Here is a 22,561-nt window from a genome sequence, read left to right as displayed (position 1 = left end):
CCGCATCGTCCCGGCGAGCGCCTCGGGAAGAACGCGAGCTGTCGATACTTGACCCGGTTGGGCCGAAGGATGCCCTCCAATGCACTCAGATGAGCGAGAGCTGGACCGGCTCGGTGGTCGCGGCCCCGGCCGGCCGCGCGGGATCCTGCTCGGCGATCCGCCGGGGCGTCCCCGCGCGCGTGGGACCGATGCCGTACTCGCGGGCCAGATCGTGCACCTGGCGCGTGATCCGGCGCTGGTACCACTTCGGGGCGTAGGCACCGTCCGCGTACAGCCGCTCGTACCGGCGGACCAGGTGCGGGTGGTGCCGGCCGAGCCAGGCCATGAACCACTCGCGGGCGCCCGGGCGCAGATGCAGCACCAGGGGCGTCACCGAGGTGGCGCCGGCGGCGGCGACGGCGCGCACGGTGGCCCTCAGCTGGGCCGGCTCGTCGCCGAGGAAGGGGATGACCGGCGCCATCAGCACTCCGCAGCCGATGCCGCGCTCGCCGAGGGCCCGTACGACCTCCAGGCGGCGCTCCGGGGCGGGGGTGCCCGGCTCCACGGTGCGCCACAGCTCCGCGTCGGTGAAGCCCACCGAGACCGAGATCCCGACGTCCGTCACCCGGGCCGCCCGCGTCAGCAGGTCCAGGTCGCGCAGGATCAGCGTGCCCTTGGTGAGGATCGAGAAGGGGTTCGCCCGCTCGGTCAGGGCCTCGATGATGCCCGGCATCAGCCGGTAGCGCCCCTCCGCGCGCTGGTAGCAGTCGACGTTGGTGCCCATCGCGACGTGCTCGCCCTGCCAGCGGCGCGAGGCCAGCTGATGGCGCAGCAGCTCGGGCGCGTTCACCTTGACGACGATCTGAGAGTCGAAACCGAGCCCCGTGTCGAGGTCCAGGTAGCTGTGCGTCTTGCGCGCGAAACAGTAGACGCACGCGTGCGTGCAGCCCCGGTAGGGGTTCACCGTCCACTCGAACGGCATGCGCGAGGCCCCCGGCACCCGGTTCAGGATCGAGCGGGCCCGCACCTCGTGGAAGGTGACGCCTCTGAACTCGGGCGTGTCGAACGTGCGGGTGACGACGGCGTCCGCGCCGAACAGCGCGGTGTCCGCCGCCCGGGCGTGGTCGGAGTCCGTGAGGTTCTCCCAGCGCATTTTCGGCCTCCTCGGTAGCACTGGCCGACACAATAGAACACTTGTTCCCTTGATCGTGCGGGTGAGTCGCGCGGGGCCGCTTCACGCCCCCCGATTTGGTGGCCGCGCGGTGGGGTGGTTGGCTTGCCCCGAACCCGAGAACCAGGCCCTGGAGGAACCCGATGGCGCAGGTCGAGGCGACGACGGAGCGGATCGTCGCAGCGGACGCGGAGACGGTGTTCGACACCCTCGCCGACTACAGCGGCACCCGCGAGAAGCTGCTGCCCGAGCACTTCAGCGAGTACGAGGTCCGTGAGGGCGGCGACGGCGAGGGCACCCTCGTGCACTGGAAGCTGCAGGCCACCAGCAAGCGCATCCGGGACTGCCTGCTGGAGGTCACCGAGCCGACCGACGGCGAGCTGGTCGAGAAGGACCGCAACTCCTCCATGGTCACCACCTGGCGGGTCACCCCCGCAGGCGAGGGCAGGTCCCGGGTCGTCGTGGTCACCACCTGGCAGGGTGCCGGCGGCGTCGGCGGCTTCTTCGAGAAGACCTTCGCGCCCAAGGGCCTCGGCCGGATCTACGACGCCATGCTCGTCAAGCTCGCCGCCGAGGTCGAGAAGTAGCCAAAGGGCAAGCACGCGGCGTCCGTTGGGCGCCTCACCGGTTCGAGTGATCTCCGCGCGAACCCGTCGTACGTCCGTAACTCGTCGCACTTGTTCGCAGTTGTCGCCTCAGGTGGCAAATGTGAGCAGGTGTGACGAGGGGAGCGGTACGTGGGCGGGATCACTCTGGTGCAGGATCCGGTGCAGGACGGACCGGCCGTCGCGGTCCAGGCGCCACCCGAGCCGCCCGCCGCCGGACCCGAGCGGGAGCCGGACCCGGGGCCGGACGCCGCACTGAGCCCGCGCCGGGTGCGGCTCGTCTTCGTCGGGCTGATGCTGGCGCTCCTGCTCGCTGCCCTGGAGCAGATGATCGTCGCCACGGCGCTGCCGAAGATCGTCGGCGAGCTGCACGGCCTGGACCGGATGTCCTGGGCGATCACCGCGTACCTGCTCACCTCGACCATCGGCCTGCCGATCTACGGCAAGCTCGGCGACCTCTTCGGACGCAAGGGCGTCTTCCAGTTCGCCATCCTCGTCTTCGTCGTCGGCTCCGCGCTCGCCGGACGCGCGCAGAGCATGGACCAGCTGATCGCCTTCCGCGCGGTCCAGGGCGTCGGCGCCGGCGGCCTGATGATCGGCGTGCAGGCGATCATCGCGGACATCGTGCCGCCCCGCGAGCGCGGCCGCTTCATGGGCCTGATCGGCGCCGCCTTCGGACTCGCCTCGGTTGCGGGCCCGTTGCTGGGCGGCTACTTCACCGACCACCTCTCCTGGCGCTGGTGCTTCTACATCAACGTGCCCTTCGGGCTGGTCACCATGGCCGTCGTCGCCGTCGTCCTCAAGCTGCCCAGGCCGCGGGTCAAACCCCGCCTCGACATCCTCGGCGCCCTGCTGCTCGCCGCCGCCTCCACCTGTCTGGTGCTGCTCACCAGCTGGGGCGGCACCGAGTACGCGTGGGGGTCGAAGACGATCCTCGGTCTCGCCGCCGGAGCCGTCGGCAGCGCCCTGCTCTTCCTGGTCGCCGAGCGCTTCGCACCGGAACCGCTGATCCCGCTGCGCCTGTTCCGGGACTCCATCTTCAACGTCACCGCTCTGGTCGGCCTCGTCATCGGCGTCGCCCTGTTCGGCGCCGCCAGCTACCTGCCGACCTTCCTCCAGATGGTCGACGGCGCCAGCGCCACCGAGTCCGGCCTGCTGATGCTGCCGATGATGGGCGGCGTCGTCGGCGCCTCGATCATCTCCGGACAGCTCATCAGCCGCACCGGTCACTACCGGATCCACCCGATCCTCGGCAGCGCGCTGTCCGTCGTGGGCATGTGGCTGCTCTCCCGCCTCGGCACCGACACGCCCCGGCTGCACTACAGCATCTGGATGGCCGTCCTCGGTGCCGGCATCGGCATGGTGATGCCCGTCCTGGTCCTCGCCGTCCAGAACTCCGTACGCCCCACCGACCTGGGCACCGCCACCAGCGCCAACAACTACTTCCGGCAGATCGGCGGCAGCGTCGGCGCGGCCGTCTTCGGCACCCTCTTCGCGGGCCGGCTCACCGACGCCCTGGCCGACCGGATCCCCACCGACGCGGCGGGCGGGCTCCCCGACGCCGAGGCCATCACCCCACAACTCGTCCACTCCCTGCCCCCGGCACTGCGCGACGCCTACATCGCGGCGTACGCCGACGCCATGCCGCGGATCTTCCTCTACCTGGTGCCGGTGCTCGTCCTCGGGCTCCTCATCGCCCTCTTCCTCAAGGAGAAACCCCTGGTGTCCCACAACGCCCCCGTCACCGAGCCGGAGACCGCACCACAGGCGCAGCCGGCCGCCCAGGTCCCGCCGGCCCGGTCGCCCTACGCCGGCGGCATCCCCGTCTGCGGCACGGTGCAGCACCCCGACGGCACCGTCGTGCCCCGCGCCGCGCTCACTCTCATCGACGTCGGCGGTCAGCAGATCGGCCGCGGAGCCAGCGGCGACGACGGGCGGTACGCGCTGGCCACACCCGGCTCCGGGGCGTACGTCCTGATCGCCGCGGCCGGCGGCCACCAGCCGCAGGCCGTCTCCGTGACCGTGGGCGAACGCCCGGTGGAACTGGACGTGGTCCTCGGCGGCGCCGGGCGCCTGGCCGGCAGCGTGCTCACCGCCGACGGCAGCCCCGTGCGCGACGCGATCGTCACCCTCACCAACGTCCACGGCGAGGTCGTCTCCACCACCCGCAGCGGCCGCGAGGGCGGCTACGTCATCACCGAGCTGGTGGCCGGCGAGTACACCCTCGCCGCCAGTGCCCCCGCCTTCCGCCCGGCCGCACTGCCGGTCAGCGTCCAGGCCGCCCGGGAGACCCGCCAGGACGTCGAACTGGCCGGCGGCGCCGTGCTGCGCGGCACCGTGCGGGCCAGTGGCGGACGGGCCGTCGAGGACGCGCGCGTCACGCTGCTCGACGCGGCGGGCAACGTGGTGGACACCCTGACCACCGGGCCCGACGGCACCTTCCGGTTCGTCGACCTGTCGTCCGGCGAGTACACCGTCATCGCGGCCGGATACCCGCCCGTCGCGACCGTGCTCCAGGTGGCCGGCGGCGGCCGCACCGAGCGCGACCTGCAACTCGGGCACGAGGACTGAGACCGGCCACCGGCGCGGGGGCGCGCGCCGGTGTGTTCGAGCGTCACCAATTCCCCCGTTGCCGCACATGGTCACCGGCCACCACCGTACGGTGGTGACGGCGACACAGATCTTGCGGAGCCGTGGGCAGAGAGGGCCTGACGCCATGGACCATGGCACCGAGCGGGACACACCTCCCGGCCACCCGGCCGGACCCGACACCGTGCCGGCCGACCCCGTGACGGGCCGCGTCCCGCTGGCCGTCGTCGTGGTCGACCGCGACGGGCTGGTCTCCCACTGGAGCCGAGGCGCACGGCGGCTGTTCGGGCTGCCCAAGGAAGAGGCGATCGGCCGGCCCGCCCCCGACCTGCTGCCCGTCTCGGGCGTGCTCCCCGGGGGCGGCGCCGTGGACGACGACCCGGCCTACGGCTCGTACACCGACGACGACGGCCTCGGGCCCGGCCTGGAGTCCTCCCTCGACGGGCGGTCGTCCTACCCGGCGGCCGGCCGCGCCCGGCTGACCGTGCCGGCCGACGACCGCGTCGACGTGCTCTGGTGGGCGTACCCCCTGGTGGGACCCGGCCCGGAGCGGCTGCTCGTGCTGGCCGTCGGCGCGGACGGGCTGCGGCGGGACTACGCCGACGGGAGCGTGGAGCCGGCCGTCGTCGAGCGGATCGCGCCCGGATTCGCCCTGCACACCGACTTCCCCGGCGCCGACGAACTCGCCCGCCGCCTCCCCGAGATCCTGCCCAGCATGAGCGTCGGCGAGAGCGCCCGGATCGTCGCTCAGGTCCTCGAACTGGGCTACCCGATCCTGGAGTTCAGCCAGAACGACCGGGTGCCCGTCACCCCCGACTGGGGCGTTCCCCGGCGTGCCGAGCGCCGGGCGCGCCGTGAGCGGGCCGCGCGCGCACTGGCGGCCGGCGAACCGGTGCCGGAGGAACTGCGGGACGAGGCCGAGGACCTGGAGTACGCGGCGGTCCGCGAGCGCCTTGAGTTCCTCAACGAGGTCAGCGGCGCGATCGGCACCTCGCTGGACCTCTCGCGGACCGTCGTCGAGGTCAGCCGGGCGGTCGTCCCGCGCTTCACCGACGTCGCCGGCACCTATCTGCGCGAACAGGTCGTCGCGGGGGAGGGCTTCCCCGACGGAGTGCCGGACACCACCACCATGTGGCACCGGGTCGCCCTGGAGCACACCGACGAACCCGGCCGCTGGGACGACGTCGTACCGGTCGGCGAGGCGATGCCCTTCCCGGCGCACACCCCCTTCTTCCAGTGCATGACCAGCGGTGAGCCGGTCCTGGTGCCCCGCATCACCGAGGAGATGGGCCACGCCATCGCCTCCCAGTTCGAGAAGCGGGACATCCGGCCGCTCATCACGGGCCGCTCGATGCTGCTGGTGCCGCTGAAGGCACGCCAGGTCGTGCTCGGCTTCATGATCCTGCTCCGGCATCCCGAGCGGGCCGTCTTCAACGACATGGACCGCGTCACCGGCGCCGAACTCGCCGCCCGCGCGGGGCTCGTGCTGGACAACGCGCGCATGTACACCCACCAGGAGAACGTCGCCGAGACGCTCCAGGACAGCATGCTGCCGCACATCCCCGCGCGCATGGCCGGCTGCGACATCGCCACCCGCTATCTGCCGGGCACGCTGCTCGGCCGGGTCGGCGGCGACTGGTTCGACGCGGTCAAGCTGCCCGGCGCCCGCACCGCCCTCGTCGTCGGCGACGTCATGGGCCACGGCCTGGGCTCCGCCGCGATGATGGGGCAACTGCGCACCGCCGTCCAGACCATGGCCGCCCTCGACCTGCCGCCCGCCCAGCTCCTGCGCAACCTCGACGACCTCGCCCAGCGGCTCGGCGACACCCACCTCGCGACCTGCCTGTACGCCGTGTACGACCCCGTCGCCGGTGAACTGCACCTCGCCAACGCCGGCCACATCCCGCCCGTCCTGGTCCGTGCCGAGGACGGCGCCAGCGAGCTGATCGACCTGCCGACGGGGGCGCCGATCGGCGTGGGAGGGGTGCCCTTCGAGTCGGTGCGCGTGCCGGTGGCGCCCGGCGACCGGCTGGTGATGTGCACCGACGGCCTGGTGGAGGTGCGCGGCGAGGACATCGGCGTCGGCCTCGCCACCCTCTGTGAGTCCGCCGCCCACCCGGCCGCGTCCATGGACGACGCCTGCGACACCATCATCCACGCCCTGGGCATCCGAGGCGGCCGCAAGGACGACGTCGCCCTGCTGATGGCCAGGCTGACCGGCATCGAGCCCGACGCCGTCGCCGAGTGGCGCCTCGCCCGCGACCCGGCCGAGGTGGGCCGCGCCCGTGCGGCGGTCCGCGAGCAACTCCACGACTGGGGGCTGCCGAAGCTGGCCGGACCGGCGGAGCTGATGGTCAGCGAGCTCGTCACCAACGCCGTCCGCCACTCCCGCGCCCGCCCCGTCGAACTGCGCCTGGTGCGCGCCGACACGCTGCTGTGCGAGGTGGACGACGACGACCACGACCTGCCGGCCCTGAAGAGCGCGGGCCCCGAGGACGAGACCGGGCGCGGGCTGCGGGTCGTCAGCACCCTGGCCCGCGAGTGGGGCGCCAGCCGCACCAACGCGGGCAAGACGGTGTGGTTCGAACTGACACTGCCCGCGCGGCGGCGCTAGCACCGGCCCACCGCACGGCGGTCAGTCGTCGCGCCGCCGCCGTTCCGCCCTGCGTTGCAGCGATTCGCGTCGGGCGCGCAGCTCACGCTGCCGGCGCAGGCTCTTCGCGCGCCGCTCGGCCCGGGCCCGGGCGCGTGGGTCCCTGAGCTTCGTGTGGTCGAGCCTCGTCAAGTACCGGATGAGGCCGGCGAACAGCGCCAGGAGGAGCACGCCCAGCACGGCGGCCACCGCCGGCGGCATGTCCGCGACCTCGATGTCCCGGTACCTTCCGGCGCCCATGAGTTCCACGAGCCCCCTCACCCTCTGTCCGGCCGCCGCAATCTACCGGACGCGGGCCGTGCGGGCCCGTATCCGCCGGCGCGAACGACCCGTGAAGGAATGCGCCGGGCGCTTGTGGCCGTGCGCCGGGCGCGATACACCGTACGGACCCGTCGTCGTCGGCGGGCCGTACGTCGTCGCACCTGGGGAGACGCGGATGAGCGTGACGAGTCGGTACCGGGACGCCTGGGAGGGCTTCTGGAGCGAGGCCCCCGAGAACCGGGGGGCGGTGTTCTGGGACGCGGAGCCGACCCTGACCGCCGGTCGCCATCTGGCCCACTTCGAACCGCACCTGACCGAGCCCGGCCTGCCGCTGATCGACCTGGGCTGCGGCAACGGCACCCAGACCCGCTATCTCGCCGAGCGCTTCCCGCACGTCGTCGGCGCCGACCTGTCCGCCGCCGCCCTCGAACACGCCCGCCACGCCGACCCGGCCGGGCTGGCCGTGTACCGGCAGCTGGACGCCGCCGACAAGGCGGAGGCGGAGACCCTGCACGCGGAGCTGGGCGACGCCAACGTCTACGTCCGCGGGGTCCTGCACCAGTGCGAGCCCGACGACCGCCAGCCCCTGGCCGACGCCCTCGCCGCGCTCCTCGGCGCACGCGGCCGCGCCTTCCTGGTGGAGCCCGCCCAGGCGGCCAAGAGCGTCCTGACGGGCCTGGCCCAGGGCCCCGCCGGCCCACCCGCCAAACTCGCCCCCGTGCTACGCCACGGGCTGACCCCCGCGGCCGTCCCCGACGAAGCGGTGCCCGAGTACCTCCGCGCGGCCGGACTCACCGTCCTGGCCGGCGGGGAACTTCCGCTGGTCACCACGGAGTACACGCCGGACGGCACCCGCATCGAGCTGCCGTCGACGTGGGTGGTGGCCAGCCGGAGCGCGTGAGGTGGGGTCTGACCAGGGCCGACCGGTTATTGGTCTGGACCGGTGAGAGTTATCCACAGGCCTGGCTGAGGCTCGGCGGGACCGCGTAACGTGACGCCACATGAAGATCCTCATCAGCGCCGACATGGAAGGCGCCACCGGTGTCACCTGGCCGGCCGACGTGCTGCCCGGGACGCCGCAGTGGGAGCGGTGCCGGTCGATGTTCACCTCGGACGTGAACGCGGCCGTGCAGGGATTCTTCGACGGAGGTGCCGACGGGGTACTGGTCAACGAGGCGCACTGGACCATGCGCAACCTGCTCCTGGAGCGGCTCGACGAGCGCACGCAGATGCTCACCGGGCGCCACAAGGCGCTGTCCATGGTGGAGGGCGTCCAGCACGGGGACGTGGACGGCATCGCGTTCGTCGGCTACCACGCGGGCGCCGGCATGGAGGGCGTCCTCGCGCACACCTACCTCGCCAACCAGCTCACCGGCGTCTGGCTCAACGACGTACGGGCCAGCGAGGGTCTGCTGAACGCGCACGTGGTCGCCGAGTACGGCGTGCCGGTGGTGCTGGTCACCGGCGACGACGTGGCCTGCGAGGACGCGCTCGGGTACGCGCCGGAGGCGCGGAAGGTCGCGGTCAAGGACCACGTGTCGCGGTACGCGGCCGTGTGCCGTACGCCGGCCAGGACCGCCGCCGACATCCGCGCCGCAGCCAAGGAGGCGGCGACGCTCGCGGTGCGCCACGAACCGGTGACCGGCGGGCCGTTCACCCTCGCCCTGGAGTTCGACGCCGAGCACCTCGCGGCGGCCTCGACCGTGGTGCCCGGGGTGGCGCAGGTCGGGGAGCGCAAGGTGGCGTACACCCACGACACGATGTTCGAGGCCATCCGGACGTTCAAGGCGGTCACGACGATCGTCTCGGCAGCGGTGGAGGAGCAGTATGGCTGAGCACCCGGGCACCGGACCCGACACCGGCGAGCAGGCGCTGGACGAGGTCGTCCGGTTCACCTCCGAGCTGATCCGCATCGACACCACCAACCGGGGCGGCGGCGACTGCCGGGAGCGGCCCGCCGCCGAGTACGCCGCCGCGCGGCTCGCCGAGGCCGGGATCGAGCCCACGCTCCTGGAGCGGACCGAGGGCCGCGCCAACGTCGTGGCCCGCATCGAGGGCACCGACCCGTCGGCCGGCGCGCTGCTGGTCCACGGTCACCTGGACGTGGTGCCCGCCGAGCCCGCCGACTGGAGCGTGCACCCGTTCTCCGGGGAGATCCGCGACGGCGTCGTCTGGGGGCGCGGTGCGGTCGACATGAAGAACATGGACGCGATGATCCTCGCGGTCGTCCGCGACTGGGCCCGGCAGGGCATACGGCCCCGGCGGGACGTGGTGATCGCCTTCACCGCGGACGAGGAGGCCAGCGCCGAGGACGGCTCCGGCTTCCTCGCCGACCGGCACGCCGCCCTGTTCGAGGGCTGCACCGAGGGCGTGAGCGAGTCCGGGGCGTTCACCTTCCACGACGGGGCCGGGCGGCAGTTCTATCCCATCGCCGCCGGTGAGCGCGGTACGGGCTGGCTCAAGCTCACCGCGCGCGGGCGGGCAGGGCACGGATCGAAGGTGAACCGGGAGAACGCGGTCACCCGGCTCGCCGCAGCCGTCACCCGCATCGGCGACCACCAGTGGCCACTGCGCCTGACCCCGACCGTGCGCGCCGCCCTCACCGAGATCGCCGCCGTCTACGGCATCGAGGCCGACCTGAGCGACGTCGACGCGCTGCTGGACAAGCTCGGCCCCGCCGCCAAGCTGGTCGAGGCCACCGTCCGCAACAGCGGCAACCCGACCATGCTCGACGCCGGGTACAAGGTCAACGTCATCCCCGGCGAGGCCGTCGCCCACGTCGACGGGCGGTTCCTGCACGGTGGCGAGGACGAGTTCCGCGACACCCTCGACCGGCTCACCGGGCCGGACGTGGACTGGGAGTTCGCCCACCGCGAGGTGGCGCTCCAGGCGCCGGTGGACTCGCCGACGTACGCACGGATGCGCGCGGCCGTGGAGGAGTTCGCGCCCGAGGGGCACGTCGTGCCGTACTGCATGTCAGGCGGCACGGACGCCAAGCAGTTCTCGCGGCTCGGCATCACCGGGTACGGCTTCGCGCCGCTGAAGCTGCCCGAGGGCTTCGACTACCAGGCCCTCTTCCACGGCGTGGACGAACGGGTCCCCGTCGAGGCGCTGCACTTCGGAGTCCGTGTCCTGGACCGTTTCCTGCGCACGGCGTAAAGACCCGGGGACCGGTACGCGGGCCCCGCAACCCGGGATCCGGAACCCGGGCCCCGGAACCGGGAACCGCCCGGACAAGCATGGAGCTGGAGGAGAAGTGGGAGTGGAGGAGTCAGTGCCGACTCTTTCGTACGGATCGTGGCCCTCGCCCGTCGACGCGGCCCTCGCCGCCGCGCACGACGGACGGCCCGACGACGTCGGCTTCGTCGGTGACGAGGTGTGGTGGACCGCGCCCCGGCCCACCGAGGGCGGGCGCCGCACCCTGGTGCGGCGCCACGCCGACGGCACCGAGGAGCCGGTGCTGCCCGCGCCGTGGAACGTGCGCAGCCGCGTCATCGAGTACGGCGGCCGGCCGTGGGCCGCGGTCGCGACCGACACCGGCCCGCTCGTCGTCTTCGCCGACTTCGCCGACCAGCGGCTGTACGCCTTCACGCCGGGCGGCGGCGAACCGCGTCCGCTGACCCCGCTGTCCACGGTGGGCGGCGGCCTGCGCTGGGTCGAACCGGACCCGCGCCCCGAGCGCGGCGAAGTGTGGTGCGTCCTCGAGGAGTTCACCGGCGAGGGCCCCACCGACCTGCGCCGCGTGCCGGTGGCGGTGCCGCTGGACGGCTCCGCGGCCGACGACCGGGGCGCCGTGCGCGAACTCACCCCCGAGCGGCACCGCTTCGTCACCGGACCCCGCCTCTCGCCCGACGGGCACCGCGCCGCCTGGCTCGCCTGGGACCACCCGCGCATGCCCTGGGACGGCACCGAACTCGTCGTCGCCGAGGTCGGCCCCGAGGGCACCTTCCGGGACGCCCGGACCGTGGCGGGCGGGCCCGAGGAGTCGATCGCCCAGGTCGACTGGGCCCCGGACGGCACCCTGCTGTACGCCTCCGACCGCACCGGCTGGTGGAACCTGTACCGCGACGGGCAGCCCCTGTGCGCCCGCGAGGAGGAGTTCGGCGGGCCGCTGTGGAGGCTCGGACAGCGCTGGTTCGCCCCCCTGGACAGCGGCCTGATCGCGGTCCTGCACGGCCGGGGCGCCGCCGTCCTCGGCATACTCGACCCCGAGACCGGCGAGGTCGTCGACGCGGCCGGACCGTGGACCGAGTTCGCGCCCGCGCTCGCGGCGCACGGAGAGAGAGTCGTCGGCGTCGGCGCGAGCCCGTACAGCGGCTACGAGGTCGTCGAGCTGGACGCCCGCACCGGCCGCGCCCGCGTGATCGGCGCCCCGCACGAGGACGCCACCGACCCGGCCTACTACCCGAAACCGCGGATCCGCACCTTCCGGGGTCCGGACGGACGCGAGGTCCACGCCCACATCCACCCGCCGCACAACCCCGGCTGCCGCGCCCCGGACGGCGAGCTGCCGCCGTACGTCATCTGGGCGCACGGCGGCCCCACCAGCCGCTCCCCGCTCGTCCTCGACCTGGAGATCACCTACTTCACCTCCCGCGGCATCGGCGTCGCCGAGGTCAACTACGGGGGCTCCAGCGGGCACGGCCGGGAGTACCGCAACCGGCTGCGCGAGCAGTGGGGCGTCGTCGACGTCGAGGACTGCGCGGCGGTGGCCGTCACCCTCGCCGAGGAGGGCACCGCGGACCCGCGGCGGCTCGCCGTGCGCGGCGGCAGCGCGGGCGGCTGGACGTCCGCGGCGTCGCTGGCCACCACCGACGTCTACGCCTGCGGCACGATCATCTACCCGATCCTCGACCTCACCGGCTGGGGCACCGGGGAGACCCACGACTTCGAGTCGCAGTACCTGGAGAGCCTGATCGGTCCGTACGCCGAGGTTCCCGACCGCTACCGGGAGCGGTCGCCCGCCGAGCACGCGGAGAGCGTCACCGCCCCGTTCCTGCTGCTCCAGGGACTCGACGACGTGATCTGCCCGCCCGTGCAGTGCGAGCGGTTCCTCGAACGCATGGCGGGCCGCCAAGTGCCGCACGCCTATCTCACCTTCGAGGGCGAAGGGCACGGATTCCGCCGGGCGGAGACCATGGTGCGCGCCCTGGAGGCCGAACTCTCCCTCTACGCCCAGGTCTTCGGGCTGACCCCGCCCGGCGTGCCGGCCCTGGAGCTGACCCGATGAGCCAGGTGGGAGAGCTGGTCCGGCCGGCCCGGCTGGCCCCCGGCGCCCGGGTGGCCGTCGTCGCCCCCAGCGGGCCGGTGCCCGAGGAGCGGCTCCAGGCCGGCCTGGACGTGCTCAGAGGCTGGGACCTCGACCCGGTCGTGGCACCCCACGTGCTGGACCGGCACGGCACCTTCGACTACCTCGCGGGCACCGACGCCGACCGGGCCGCCGACCTCCAGGCCGCCTGGTGCGACCCGTCCGTGGACGCGGTGCTGTGCGCCCGCGGCGGCTACGGCGCACAACGCATGGCCGACCTGCTCGACTGGGAGGCGATGCGCGCGGCCGGGCCGAAGGTGTTCGTCGGCTTCAGCGACATCACCGTGCTGCACGAGGCGTTCGCGGTCCGGCTGGGCCTGGCCACCCTGCACGGCCCGATGGCGGCCGGGATCGACTTCGTCAAGAACACCCGGGCGCAGGAACACCTGAGGGCCACCCTGTTCGCCCCCGAGACGGTCCGCGTGATCGCCTCCGGCGGTACGCCGCTGGTGCCCGGCCGGGCCCGCGGCGTCACCCTCGGCGGCTGCCTCGCCCTGCTCGCCGCCGAGCTGGGCACCCCGCACGCCCGGCCCTCCGCGCGCGGCGGGCTGCTGTGCCTGGAGGACGTGGGGGAGGAGACGTACCGCGTCGACCGCTACCTCACCCAGTTGCTGCGCGCCGGCTGGCTCGACGGGGTCGCCGGCGTGCTGCTCGGTTCCTGGGAGCAGTGCGGCCCCTACGAGCGGCTGCGGCCCCTGCTGGCCGACCGGCTCGGCGGCCTCGGCGTGCCGGTCGTCGAGAACTTCGGGTTCGGGCACCGCGAAAGCGCGCTGACCGTCCCGTTCGGCGTACCGGCGGAACTCGACGCGGACACGGGCACCTTGACCCTCGACCGGCCCGCGCTGCGCCGGCCGTCGTAGGCTGATCCCATGCCGCACACCTCGTCCCGTCACCTCGCCGAGGGCCCGCGCGTGGGCATCAGGTACTTCACCCACGCGGACGGTGCCGAGTTCACCGCCCGGGCCCGGGAGAGCAAGGACCTGCACCACCCCTGGCTCTTCCCGCCGGACAGCGCCCAGGCGTACGAGGCCTACGCGGGCCGGCTGATCGAGGACCGCACCAAGGCCGGGTTCCTGGTGTGCGAGAAGGACCCGGACGCGGCCGCCGGGGGCGCGGCCGACGGCTCCATCGCCGGGTTCGTGAACATCAACAACATCGTCGAGGGCGGCTTCCTCAGCGGCGCCCTCGGCTACGGCGTCTTCGCGCACGCGGCGGGCCGCGGGCTGATGCGCGAAGGGCTGGACCTCGTGGTGCGGTACGCGTTCGGACCGATGCGGCTGCACCGGCTGGAAATCAACGTCCAGCCGGGCAACGCCGCCTCGATCGCGCTGGCCCGCGCCTGCGGCTTCCACCTGGAGGGCTTCTCGCCGAGGATGCTCTACATCGACGGCGCCTGGCGCGACCACCAGCGCTGGGCGATCACCGCCGAGTCCGTGACTTCCGGTTGATCTTCATCGTGTCCAGGTCCGTCACCGTGGACCGCAGATCGCGGAACCCGTGGCCGAGAGCGCGCAGCGTTCCCTCCGCCCGGTCCTCCGCGATCGCGCCCGCCATCTCCTCGCCGTCCGCCGCGTCCGACACCACCACGTAACGCATCGAGAAGTGCTTCAGGGGAGCGGGCTCGTACGACAGCGATCCCTCCTCGGTGAACCGCATGCTCGCCAGCCCGTGTTCGTCCGCCTCGGCCAGCAGCCGGGCACGGCCGTCCTCGGTCAGACCGTCCCAGGTCCCCCGGACGATCACCCGGTAGGTGTGCTGCTCAGCCACGGGCTGCTCACTCACGTGCCGCTCTCCTTCGCATGCGTACGCCGACCGCCCGACCCTAAGCCCACGCCCGCACCGCGCCCCAGCGGATTAAACGTGAGCCACGTCGCCCCGGCCCGGCCGACGGAGCCCCTGTTCACCGCGCCGACGAACGGCTTCCATGGGGAACCGTGACGACGATCCGACGTGAGGTACTGACCCTGCCCGCCGCGCCGCTGGGTCCGGACAACCCCCTGCCGCCGCTGCGCCCCCTGGACGAGGCGCACCGCATCGACGACCGGGACCGGGCGGACCTGCCGCGTGACATGGCCCGCCAGGTCGACTACGCGCCCCTGCGCAGCCTGCTGCCCGTGCAGGTCCGGGACGGCTACGGACGCGGACGTGAACCGAGCGGGCTGGACGCGCTCGTCATCGAGAACGACCGGCTGCGGGCCACCGTCCTGCCGGCCCTCGGCGGCCGCATCGCCTCCCTCCGCCACAAGCCGACCGACCGCGAACTCCTCTACGTCAACCCCGTCCTCCAGCCCGCCAACTTCGCCCTCAACGGCGCCTGGTTCTCCGGCGGCATCGAATGGAACATCGGCGCCACCGGCCACACCACCCTGTCCTGCTCACCCGTGCACGCCGCCCGCGTCCCCGCCCCCGACGGCGGCGAGATGCTGCGCCTCTGGGAGTGGGAGCGGCTGCGCGACCTGCCCTTCCAGGTCGACCTGTGGCTGCCGGACGGCTCGGACTTCCTCTACGTCGGCGCCCGCATCCGCAACCCGCACGAACGCCCGGCGCCCACCTACTGGTGGTCCAACATCGCCGTCCCCGAGGACCGCCGCGTCCTGGCCCCCGCCGACGAGGCCTGGCACTTCGGTTACGAGCGCCGGCTGCGCCGCGTGCCCGTCCCGGAGTACGACGGCGTCGACCGGACGTACCCGCCGAACAGCACCTACGCCGCCGACTACTTCTACGAGGTGCCGGACGGCCGGCGCCGCTGGATCGCCGCACTCGACGAGCACGGACACGGGCTGGTGCAGACCTCGACCGACGTGCTGCGCGGCCGCAAGCTGTTCGTGTGGGGCACCGGGCCCGGCGGACGGCGCTGGCAGGAATGGCTCACCGAGCCCGGCAGCGGCGGCTACTGCGAGATCCAGGCGGGGCTCGTGCGCACCCAGCTCGAACACGTCAAGCTGGAGGCGGAGAGCGAGGTGTCCTGGCTGGAGGCGTACGGTCCGCTCGACGCCTCGCCCGACGGAGACTGGCACACCGTGCTGCGCGGAGCCGAGGCCCGGCTGGAGGCCGCCCTGCCCCGGGCCGGAGTCGACGCCGCGTACGACGCCTGGCTGCCGCACGCCGACACCGAGCCCGGCGAGCGACTGGCCACCGGCTCCGGCTGGGGAGCGCTGGAAGTACTGCGGGCCGGCTGGAAACTGCCCGGCACCCCCTTCGGCGAGGACACCCTCGGCGCGGAACAGGAGCCCTGGCTGCACCTGCTGCGCGCCGGTTCGCTGCCCGGGCCCGAGCACCACGAGCCGCCCGGCGGGACGCTGGTCGCCCGGCCCTGGCGGGACATGCTGGAGACCACGGCCGCCACCCCCCTCGCCGAGTACCACCTCGGCGTCGCCCAGTGGCACGGCGACGACCGCGCCCAGGCGGTACGCAGCTGGGAGCGCGGCCTGCAGAGCCTCGGGAATCCCGCGAACGCCAGGACCGCCCAGAACGCCGAGTCCGGCGCCGGCCGCTGGCCGCTGCTGCGCTGCCTCGCCGTCGCCGATCAGGAGGACGGCCACCACGAGCGTGCCGCCGACCGCTACGCGGAGGCCTTCGACGACCTGTGCGCACGCCGGACCGACGGGGCGGACGGGACCGGAGGGTGGTCGGCCGTCGCCGCCGCGCTCGGCCGGGAGGCGATCGGGGCGCTGCTCGCGGTCGGGCGCACCGCGGACGCCCGGGCCGTATGGGAGCGGCTGGATCCGGCGACGCGGGCCCGGGGCCGTTTCCGCCTGATCGAGGCGGAGCTGTTGGCCGCCGAGGGCCGGCGCGAGGAGGCGCGGGCCGTCTTCGACGAGGGGTTCGAGGTCGCCGACCTGAGGGAGGGCGCCGAGAGCATCGGCCTGCTGTGGGCGCGGCTGGACGACGCACCCCTCCCGGCCCGCCACGACTTCCGGATGCGGCCGGACGCGGGGTGAGCCCCGGCCCACCCCGACCGGAGCCCGCCGGTCTACTGCTGCCGCCGGTCCACGTACTCGTAGATCGCCCCGTCCGGGTGCCGGGCGATCAGGTTGCGGCCGACGGGCGTCGCGACCGGGCCGGCGATGATGTCCGCGCCCAGTGAACCGAGCACGCGCCGGGTCTCCTCGACGTCCGTCACTGCGATCGTCGCGGTCACCTTGCGCAACACCTCGATTTGGGACTCGGGCCCGCTCATCAGCAGGAAGCAGCCGACGGCGGCGACTTCGACGCCACCGCGTTCGAAGCGGAGGGCCTCGCCGCCGGCCAGGCCCTCGTAGAAGGGGATCGCCTTGTCCAGGTCGTCGACGTAGATGCGCAGTGTGGCTCCCAGAATGTCCATACGGAGGAGCCTAGTTGCGTGCACCGGCCGATCACCCCCCGTCCGGCCATGGAAGCCGGGCCCGCGGGTACCCGCAACACATGGAACGCATGGATCACTTGGAACACCTGGACAGGCAACTGGTCGACGAGCTGGCGCAGGTGGCACGCGAGACCGTGCGCGACGAACTGCGCGAACAGACCCGCAGGCAGCGCCGCAAGGCCACGCTGTACGCCGCGTCCGGCACCGCCGCCCTGTACGCGGGCGCCGCCGTCGCGCTCGCCGTGGGCCTGGCGCTCGCCGTCGTACTGCCCGGCTGGGCCGCCGCGCTGATCACGGCCGCCCTCCTGGGCGTCGCGGCGTATCTGCTGCGCGGTGCGGCCCGGCCGCACGCCTCCGGACCGGGCTCCGCCCACGGCGCCGCTCCCGAACACGTCGTCGGCGGGGGCGCGCCCGGCGCGCCCCCGAGCGGACTCGGCATGCCCTACCCGCCGATGCCGCCCGTCGCCCCCGGCGGTGCGGGCGCGGCGACCGGCGCCCCGGGCGCGGGCACACCCGCACCGGGCGGCACCGGGCCGGCGGCCCCGCGCCAGGACGACATCGACCCCGAGGCAAGGCGCGAGCGCGGCTGACCGGCCGCGGACAGGGGTACGCCCCGCACGGAAAGGCATTCGTGCGGGGCGTACCCCTGTCCGCGCCGGTGAGGTGCCCCGGCCATGACGCGCGTCAGGCGCTCTGCTGGAGCTGGGGAAGCACCTTGGTGCGGTAGAGGTCGAAGAAGCCGCGCAGGTCCGGGCCGATCTGGTTGACGTAGACGCGGTCGAAGCCGGCGTCGGCGAACTGCTTCAGCTCCGCGACGTGCTCGTCCACGTCGTCGCCGCACACCCGGTTGTCGCGGACCATGTCCTCGGTGACCAGGGTCTGCGCCTGGTCGAAGTGCTTGGGCGAGGGCAGCACCTGGCCCAGCTCGCCGGGCAGCTGCTCGTTGGCCCACAGCCGGTGCACCGTGCGTACGGCCGCGTCCCCGTCGGTGTCGTAGCAGACCTTGGTGCCCCCGCTGACCAGCTTTCCGCCGCCCCCGCCCTTGCGGTACTGCTCCACCATCGAGGCGTCCGGCATCATCGTGATGTACCCGTCGCCGACCCGTGCCGCCAGCTTCGTCGCCGACGGACCGAAACCCGAGATGTCGATGGGGACCGGCTCGTCCGGCACCGTGTACAGACGGGCGTTCTCCACCGTGTAGTGGGCGCCGTGGTGGTTGACTTCCTCGCCGGAGAGCAGCCGGCGGATGATCAGGACGGCCTCCTCGAGCATCTCCAGACGTATGTGCGCGGCGGGCCAGGCGTCGCCGAAGATGTGCTCGTTCAGCGCCTCGCCGGTGCCGACGCCCAGCCGAAAGCGGCCGTCCGTCATCACCGCGCTGGTCGCGGCGGCCTGGGCCACCACCGCCGGGTGGATGCGCACCGTCGGGCAGGTAACCGCCGTCTGAACCGGCAGCGACACCGCGTCGGACAGGGCGCCGATCACCAACCACACGAACGGGCTCTGGCCCTGTTCGCCGTTCCAGGGGTGGTAGTGGTCGGAGATCCACAGCGCCTGGAACCCGGCCTGCTCGGCCATCCGCGCCTGCTCGATGAGCTCCGCGGGACCGTACTGCTCGCACGAGAGGAAATAGCCGTACTCGGGCATGAGGGGGTGCCTCCGGACAAGGGAGCGGGTGGGTCCGGAGCCGGGTACCCGGGCGCCGGACCGGAAACCGGCGGCGCGGCGGCTTCGGGCCCACGGGCCGCGGCTTTCCCGTGGACGTTTGGGCGCCCCGGCCGAGGGGACGCGGAAGGCTCACGAGGTACGCGACAGCCCGGAGGCGAACCGTGAGCCGACCCCGCATCGTGATCGTCGGTGCCGGCTTCGCCGGGTACCGGACGGCCCGCACCCTGTCCCGGCTCACCCGGCACCAGGCCGACATCACCCTGCTCAACCCGACCGACTACTTCCTCTACCTGCCCCTGCTGCCCCAGGTCGCCGCCGGAATCCTGGAACCGCGCCGGGTCAGCGTGTCCCTGTCCGGCACCCTGCCGCACGTACGGCTGGTGCTCGGCGAGGCCGACGGCATCGACCTGGACGGGCACACCGTGCACTACACCGGCCCGGAGGGCGAGGAGGGCACCCTGCCCTACGACCGGCTGGTGCTCGCCGCGGGCAGCGTCAACAAGCTGCTGCCCATCCCCGGCGTCGCCGAGCACGCGCACGGCTTCCGCGGGCTGCCGGAGGCGCTCTACCTGCGCGACCACGTGACCCGGCAGGTGGAACTGGCCGCGGCCTCCGACGACCGGGCGGAGTGCGCGGCGCGGTGCACGTTCGTCGTGGTCGGCGCGGGATACACCGGCACCGAGGTCGCCGCGCACGGCGCGATGTACACCGACGCCCAGGTCCGCAAGCACCCGATGCGCACCGGCATGCGGCCCCGCTGGATGCTGCTGGACGTGGCGCCCAGGGTCATGCCCGAGATGGACGAACGGCTCTCCCGCACCGCCGAGCGGGTCCTGCGGCAACGGGGCGTCGACGTGCGGATGGGGACCTCCGTGAAGGAGGCCACGCACGACGGGGTGGTGCTGACCGACGGGTCGAGTGTCGACACCCGCACCCTGGTGTGGTGCGTGGGCGTGCGGCCCGACCCGCTGGTGGAGTCCCTGGGGCTGCCCATGGAACGCGGCAGGCTGCTGGTCGACCCCCACCTCCAGGTGCCCGGCCGGCCCGAGCTGTTCGCCTGCGGTGACGTGGCCGCGGTGCCCGACCTGAACCAGCCGGGCCAGTACACGCCGATGACCGCCCAGCACGCCTGGCGACACGGCAAGGTCTGCGCACAGAACGTCGCCGCGTCGCTCGGCAGGGGGCAGCGCCGGGCCTACCGCCACCGTGACATGGGGTTCGTCGTGGACCTCGGCGGCGCCAAGGCCGCCGCCAACCCGCTCGGCGTGTCGATGTCCGGCCCGGCGGCGGGCGCGGTCACCCGCGGCTACCACCTCGCCGCGATGCCGGGCAACCGCGTGAGGGTCGCCGCCGACTGGCTGCTCGACGCGGTGCTGCCCCGCCAGGCCGTACAGCTCGGCCTCGTACGGTCCTGGTCCGTACCGCTGGAGTCGTCCTCGCCCGAGGTCGCGCGGGTACCGGGGCGTCCGGAGCGGACCGGGACGGACACCGGGAGCGGGGCCGGCGAGAAGACCAGGGACGACAAGACCGCCACGGACGGCAAGAGCAACAAGAGCAACAAGAGCGACAAGGACGACAAGGACGACAAGGACGACAAGGACGACCCGAACAACCAGGGCACCGAACAGGCCGGCGACAAGCCGGGCGGCGAGCCCGCGACGACGCGCCCCGGCGGTGAACCGGCCAGGAACCAGCCCGGCGGCGAGCCCGCCAAGAACCAGCCCGGCGGTGAACCGGCCAGGAACCAGCCCGGCGGCGACCGCGCCAAGAGGGGGCAGTCCGGCTCGCCCCGCGCGTCCGGCAAGCCCCGCCGCGCCGTCGAGGCCGCCGGACCGCGTCCCGGCGGCCGGGCAGGCTCCGGCAAGCCGGGCAAGGCCTCCCGCGCGGGCGGCGCGGGCTCCGCCGGCAAACGGCCCACGGCAGCGTCCGGACCCGGCCGCTCCGCGGGCCCGCCCACCGACCCCGGTCCCGAACCCCCGGCGAACCAGCCGCCCCCCGGACCCGACATCGCCCCCGGCCCCGTCAAACGCACCGACGGCCGTGCCGCGGAAGGAGACTCATGAACACCGGTGAACTCGTCGACCTCGGACAGCAGTTGCGCGTCGACAGCGTACGGGCGTCCGCCGCCGCGGGCTCCGGGCACCCGACGTCGTCGATGTCCGCCGCGGACCTGGTGGCCGTACTGCTGGCCAACCACCTCCGCTACGACTTCGAGCGCCCCGCCCACCCCGGCAACGACCGCTTCGTGCTCTCCAAGGGACACGCCTCGCCCCTGCTCTACTCCGCCTTCAAGGCGGCCGGCGCCATCGACGACGAGGAACTGCTCACCTTCCGCAAGCTGGGCAGCCGCCTGGAGGGGCACCCCACGCCGCAGCGGCTGCCGTGGGTCGAGACGGCCACCGGTTCGCTCGGCCAGGGCCTGCCCGTGGGCGTCGGCATCGCGCTGTCCGGCAAACGGCTCGACCACGCCGACTACCGCGTGTGGGTGCTGTGCGGCGACAGCGAGCTGGCCGAGGGATCGATCTGGGAGGCCGCCGAGCACGCCGGGTACGAGCACCTCGACAACCTCACCGTGATCGTCGACGTCAACCGGCTCGGCCAGCGCGGCCAGACCCGGCACGGCCACGACCTCGACGCGTACGCACGCCGGTTCCGCGCCTTCGAGTGGCACACGATCGAGGTCGACGGCCACGACGTCGACGCGATCGACCGCGCCTACGGCGAGGCCCTGTCCACCAAGGGCCAGCCCACCGCGATCATCGCCCGCACCCTGAAGGGCAAGGGCGTCGAGGCCGTGGAGGACCGCGAGGGACAGCACGGCAAGCCGCTGCCGGAGGCCGAGGAGGCCGTGGCCGAACTCGGCGGCCCCCGCGACATCAGGCTGCGGGTGCACGCGCCCGAGGACGCCCGGGCGCTGCGCCCGACGGGCACCGGGCAGACCGAGCTGCCCCGCTACGACCAGGACGACGAGGTCGCCACCCGTAACGCGTTCGGCGAGGCGCTCGCCGCGCTCGGCACCGCGCGCGGCGACGTCGTCGCCCTCGACGGCGAGGTCGGCGACTCCACGCGGGCCGAGTTCTTCGCCAAGGAACACCCCGAGCGCTACTTCGAGTGCTACATCGCCGAGCAGCAGATGGTCGCTGCCGCGGTGGGCATGGCGGCACGCGGCTGGGTGCCGTTCGCCACCACGTTCGCCGCGTTCCTGACCCGCGCCCACGACTTCGTGCGCATGGCCTCGATCAGCGGCTCCGGCATCAACCTCGTCGGCTCCCACGCGGGCGTCGCCATCGGCCAGGACGGGCCCAGCCAGATGGGCCTTGAGGACCTCGCGATGATGCGGGCCATCCACGGCTCGACCGTCCTGTACCCGTGCGACGCCAACCAGGCCGCGCGCCTCGTCGCCGAGATGGCCGGCCTGGAGGGCATCCGCTACCTGCGCACCTCGCGGGGCGAGAGCAAGGTGATCTACGGTCCCGACGAGGAGTTCCCCGTCGGCGGCAGCAAGGTGCTGCGTTCCTCCGACGCCGACCGGCTCACCGTCGTCGCGGCCGGCGTCACCCTGCACGAGGCGCTCGCCGCCGCCGACGCCCTCGCGGCGGACGGCATCCCGGTCCGGGTGATCGACCTGTACTCGGTCAAGCCCGTGGACCGGGCCGCCCTGCGCGCGGCCGCCGAGGAGACCGGCTGCCTGGTGACCGTGGAGGACCACCGCCGGGAGGGCGGCATCGGCGACGCCGTCCTGGACGCGTTCTCGGACGGACGGCCCGTGCCCCGGCTGGTGCGGCTCGCGGTCACGACGATGCCGGGATCCGCGACCCCGGCGGAGGAACTGCGCGCCGCCGGGATCGACGCCGAGTCCATCGAGGCGGCCGCACGGATGCTCGTGGAGCAGGCGATCGTTTCGTGAGCGCAAGCGCAAGCGCAAGCGCAAGCGCAAGCGCAAGCGCAAGCGGGAGCGGGAGCCGCCGGGCCGGCGACGGCG

Annotated in this window: 18 protein-coding genes; 13 read left to right on the top strand and 5 right to left on the bottom strand. The window is 73.6% G+C overall.

What is annotated here, in order from left to right; genetic code table 11:
* Nucleotides 1–85: 85 nt before the first annotated feature.
* Nucleotides 86–1,132, bottom strand: a complete 1,047-nt coding sequence (locus ACIQFU_RS13510) for an Rv2578c family radical SAM protein (protein ID WP_402551195.1) — start codon at nucleotides 1,130–1,132, stop codon at nucleotides 86–88.
* Nucleotides 1,133–1,293: 161 nt separating this feature from the next.
* On the opposite strand from ACIQFU_RS13510, the gene ACIQFU_RS13505 reads away from it, so the two are divergent.
* The 3 genes from ACIQFU_RS13505 (at nucleotide 1,294) to ACIQFU_RS13495 (ending at nucleotide 6,958) form a co-directional block, all read left to right on the top strand.
* Nucleotides 1,294–1,737: an SRPBCC family protein gene (locus ACIQFU_RS13505; RefSeq protein ID WP_402551194.1), complete on the top strand. Its 444-nt coding sequence runs from the start codon at nucleotides 1,294–1,296 to the stop codon at nucleotides 1,735–1,737.
* A 150-nt stretch (nucleotides 1,738–1,887) separates the two neighbouring features.
* A complete protein-coding gene (locus ACIQFU_RS13500; protein ID WP_402551192.1) occupies nucleotides 1,888–4,326 on the top strand; it encodes an MFS transporter in 2,439 nt (812 codons plus the stop codon).
* 145 nt (nucleotides 4,327–4,471) lie between these two features.
* Entirely contained in the window at nucleotides 4,472–6,958 is a 2,487-nt protein-coding gene (locus ACIQFU_RS13495) for a SpoIIE family protein phosphatase (RefSeq protein ID WP_402551190.1), read from the top strand.
* 21 nt (nucleotides 6,959–6,979) lie between these two features.
* On the opposite strand, the gene ACIQFU_RS13490 is transcribed toward ACIQFU_RS13495, so the two are convergent.
* A complete protein-coding gene (locus ACIQFU_RS13490) occupies nucleotides 6,980–7,237 on the bottom strand; it encodes a hypothetical protein (RefSeq protein WP_402551188.1) in 258 nt (85 codons plus the stop codon).
* A gap of 196 nt (nucleotides 7,238–7,433) precedes the next feature.
* Here ACIQFU_RS13490 and ACIQFU_RS13485 point away from each other — a divergent pair, with 196 nt between their 5' ends.
* The 6 genes from ACIQFU_RS13485 (at nucleotide 7,434) to ACIQFU_RS13460 (ending at nucleotide 14,014) form a co-directional block, all read left to right on the top strand.
* Complete coding sequence (locus ACIQFU_RS13485) at nucleotides 7,434–8,159, top strand: class I SAM-dependent methyltransferase (protein ID WP_402551186.1); 726 nt, start codon at nucleotides 7,434–7,436, stop codon at nucleotides 8,157–8,159.
* A gap of 100 nt (nucleotides 8,160–8,259) precedes the next feature.
* Nucleotides 8,260–9,093 (top strand): M55 family metallopeptidase, encoded by an 834-nt coding sequence (locus ACIQFU_RS13480; protein WP_402551185.1) that lies wholly within the window; start codon nucleotides 8,260–8,262, stop codon nucleotides 9,091–9,093.
* Nucleotides 9,086–10,417, top strand: a complete 1,332-nt coding sequence (locus ACIQFU_RS13475; protein WP_402551184.1) for a M20/M25/M40 family metallo-hydrolase — start codon at nucleotides 9,086–9,088, stop codon at nucleotides 10,415–10,417. Before ACIQFU_RS13480 ends, ACIQFU_RS13475 begins: the two co-directional genes overlap by 8 nt.
* A gap of 115 nt (nucleotides 10,418–10,532) precedes the next feature.
* Nucleotides 10,533–12,488 carry a prolyl oligopeptidase family serine peptidase gene (locus ACIQFU_RS13470; protein WP_402551183.1) on the top strand — a complete coding sequence of 652 codons (1,956 nt, stop codon included), beginning with the start codon at nucleotides 10,533–10,535 and terminating at the stop codon, nucleotides 12,486–12,488.
* Nucleotides 12,485–13,426: an LD-carboxypeptidase gene (locus ACIQFU_RS13465; RefSeq protein ID WP_402551182.1), complete on the top strand. Its 942-nt coding sequence runs from the start codon at nucleotides 12,485–12,487 to the stop codon at nucleotides 13,424–13,426. Before ACIQFU_RS13470 ends, ACIQFU_RS13465 begins: the two co-directional genes overlap by 4 nt.
* A 9-nt stretch (nucleotides 13,427–13,435) precedes the next feature.
* Entirely contained in the window at nucleotides 13,436–14,014 is a 579-nt protein-coding gene (locus tag ACIQFU_RS13460; RefSeq protein ID WP_402551181.1) for a GNAT family N-acetyltransferase, read from the top strand.
* Here the strand turns inward: ACIQFU_RS13460 and ACIQFU_RS13455 are convergent.
* The gene (locus tag ACIQFU_RS13455) at nucleotides 13,986–14,333 is read right to left on the bottom strand and encodes a DUF6204 family protein (protein WP_402551394.1); all 348 of its coding nucleotides are present in this window, start codon (nucleotides 14,331–14,333) and stop codon (nucleotides 13,986–13,988) included. The two genes, ACIQFU_RS13460 and ACIQFU_RS13455, sit on opposite strands and share 29 nt — an antisense overlap.
* A 167-nt stretch (nucleotides 14,334–14,500) precedes the next feature.
* Here ACIQFU_RS13455 and ACIQFU_RS13450 point away from each other — a divergent pair, with 167 nt between their 5' ends.
* Nucleotides 14,501–16,507, top strand: coding sequence for a DUF5107 domain-containing protein (locus ACIQFU_RS13450; RefSeq protein ID WP_402551180.1), 2,007 nt, complete (start codon nucleotides 14,501–14,503; stop codon nucleotides 16,505–16,507).
* A gap of 32 nt (nucleotides 16,508–16,539) precedes the next feature.
* Here the strand turns inward: ACIQFU_RS13450 and ACIQFU_RS13445 are convergent, their stop codons facing one another.
* A complete protein-coding gene (locus ACIQFU_RS13445) occupies nucleotides 16,540–16,890 on the bottom strand; it encodes a VOC family protein (RefSeq protein ID WP_402551178.1) in 351 nt (116 codons plus the stop codon).
* Nucleotides 16,891–16,970: 80 nt separating this feature from the next.
* On the opposite strand from ACIQFU_RS13445, the gene ACIQFU_RS13440 reads away from it, so the two are divergent.
* Entirely contained in the window at nucleotides 16,971–17,501 is a 531-nt protein-coding gene (locus tag ACIQFU_RS13440; protein ID WP_402551177.1) for a phage holin family protein, read from the top strand.
* Nucleotides 17,502–17,595: 94 nt separating this feature from the next.
* Here the strand turns inward: ACIQFU_RS13440 and ACIQFU_RS13435 are convergent, their stop codons facing one another.
* Nucleotides 17,596–18,558 carry an LLM class F420-dependent oxidoreductase gene (locus ACIQFU_RS13435; RefSeq protein ID WP_402551175.1) on the bottom strand — a complete coding sequence of 321 codons (963 nt, stop codon included), beginning with the start codon at nucleotides 18,556–18,558 and terminating at the stop codon, nucleotides 17,596–17,598.
* A 182-nt stretch (nucleotides 18,559–18,740) separates the two neighbouring features.
* On the opposite strand from ACIQFU_RS13435, the gene ACIQFU_RS13430 reads away from it, so the two are divergent.
* Both ACIQFU_RS13430 and ACIQFU_RS13425 read left to right on the top strand, forming a co-directional pair.
* On the top strand, nucleotides 18,741–20,642 hold the full coding sequence (locus ACIQFU_RS13430) for an FAD-dependent oxidoreductase (RefSeq protein WP_402551173.1): 1,902 nt from the start codon (nucleotides 18,741–18,743) through the stop codon (nucleotides 20,640–20,642).
* A complete protein-coding gene (locus tag ACIQFU_RS13425; protein WP_402551171.1) occupies nucleotides 20,639–22,486 on the top strand; it encodes a transketolase in 1,848 nt (615 codons plus the stop codon). Before ACIQFU_RS13430 ends, ACIQFU_RS13425 begins: the two co-directional genes overlap by 4 nt.
* Nucleotides 22,487–22,561: the final 75 nt, after the last annotated feature.

Source organism: Streptomyces sp. NPDC093065 (assembly GCF_044754585.1).
Lineage (GTDB): Bacteria > Actinomycetota > Actinomycetes > Streptomycetales > Streptomycetaceae > Streptomyces.
Note: the sequence above shows the minus strand (reverse complement) of the source record. Positions and strands in the feature narration are given on the sequence as shown.

Excerpts from the sequence above, each read along its gene's own strand:
- ACIQFU_RS13510 (WP_402551195.1), bottom strand. The coding sequence starts at position 1,132 with ATGCGCTGGGAGAACCTCACGGACTCCGACCACGCCCGGGCGGCGGAC.
- ACIQFU_RS13505 (WP_402551194.1), top strand. The coding sequence starts at position 1,294 with ATGGCGCAGGTCGAGGCGACGACGGAGCGGATCGTCGCAGCGGACGCG.
- ACIQFU_RS13495 (WP_402551190.1), top strand. The coding sequence starts at position 4,472 with ATGGACCATGGCACCGAGCGGGACACACCTCCCGGCCACCCGGCCGGA.
- ACIQFU_RS13490 (WP_402551188.1), bottom strand. The coding sequence starts at position 7,237 with ATGGGCGCCGGAAGGTACCGGGACATCGAGGTCGCGGACATGCCGCCG.
- ACIQFU_RS13485 (WP_402551186.1), top strand. The coding sequence starts at position 7,434 with ATGAGCGTGACGAGTCGGTACCGGGACGCCTGGGAGGGCTTCTGGAGC.
- ACIQFU_RS13480 (WP_402551185.1), top strand. The coding sequence starts at position 8,260 with ATGAAGATCCTCATCAGCGCCGACATGGAAGGCGCCACCGGTGTCACC.
- ACIQFU_RS13475 (WP_402551184.1), top strand. The coding sequence starts at position 9,086 with ATGGCTGAGCACCCGGGCACCGGACCCGACACCGGCGAGCAGGCGCTG.
- ACIQFU_RS13465 (WP_402551182.1), top strand. The coding sequence starts at position 12,485 with ATGAGCCAGGTGGGAGAGCTGGTCCGGCCGGCCCGGCTGGCCCCCGGC.
- ACIQFU_RS13460 (WP_402551181.1), top strand. The coding sequence starts at position 13,436 with ATGCCGCACACCTCGTCCCGTCACCTCGCCGAGGGCCCGCGCGTGGGC.
- ACIQFU_RS13445 (WP_402551178.1), bottom strand. The coding sequence starts at position 16,890 with ATGGACATTCTGGGAGCCACACTGCGCATCTACGTCGACGACCTGGAC.
- ACIQFU_RS13440 (WP_402551177.1), top strand. The coding sequence starts at position 16,971 with ATGGAACGCATGGATCACTTGGAACACCTGGACAGGCAACTGGTCGAC.
- ACIQFU_RS13435 (WP_402551175.1), bottom strand. The coding sequence starts at position 18,558 with ATGCCCGAGTACGGCTATTTCCTCTCGTGCGAGCAGTACGGTCCCGCG.
- ACIQFU_RS13425 (WP_402551171.1), top strand. The coding sequence starts at position 20,639 with ATGAACACCGGTGAACTCGTCGACCTCGGACAGCAGTTGCGCGTCGAC.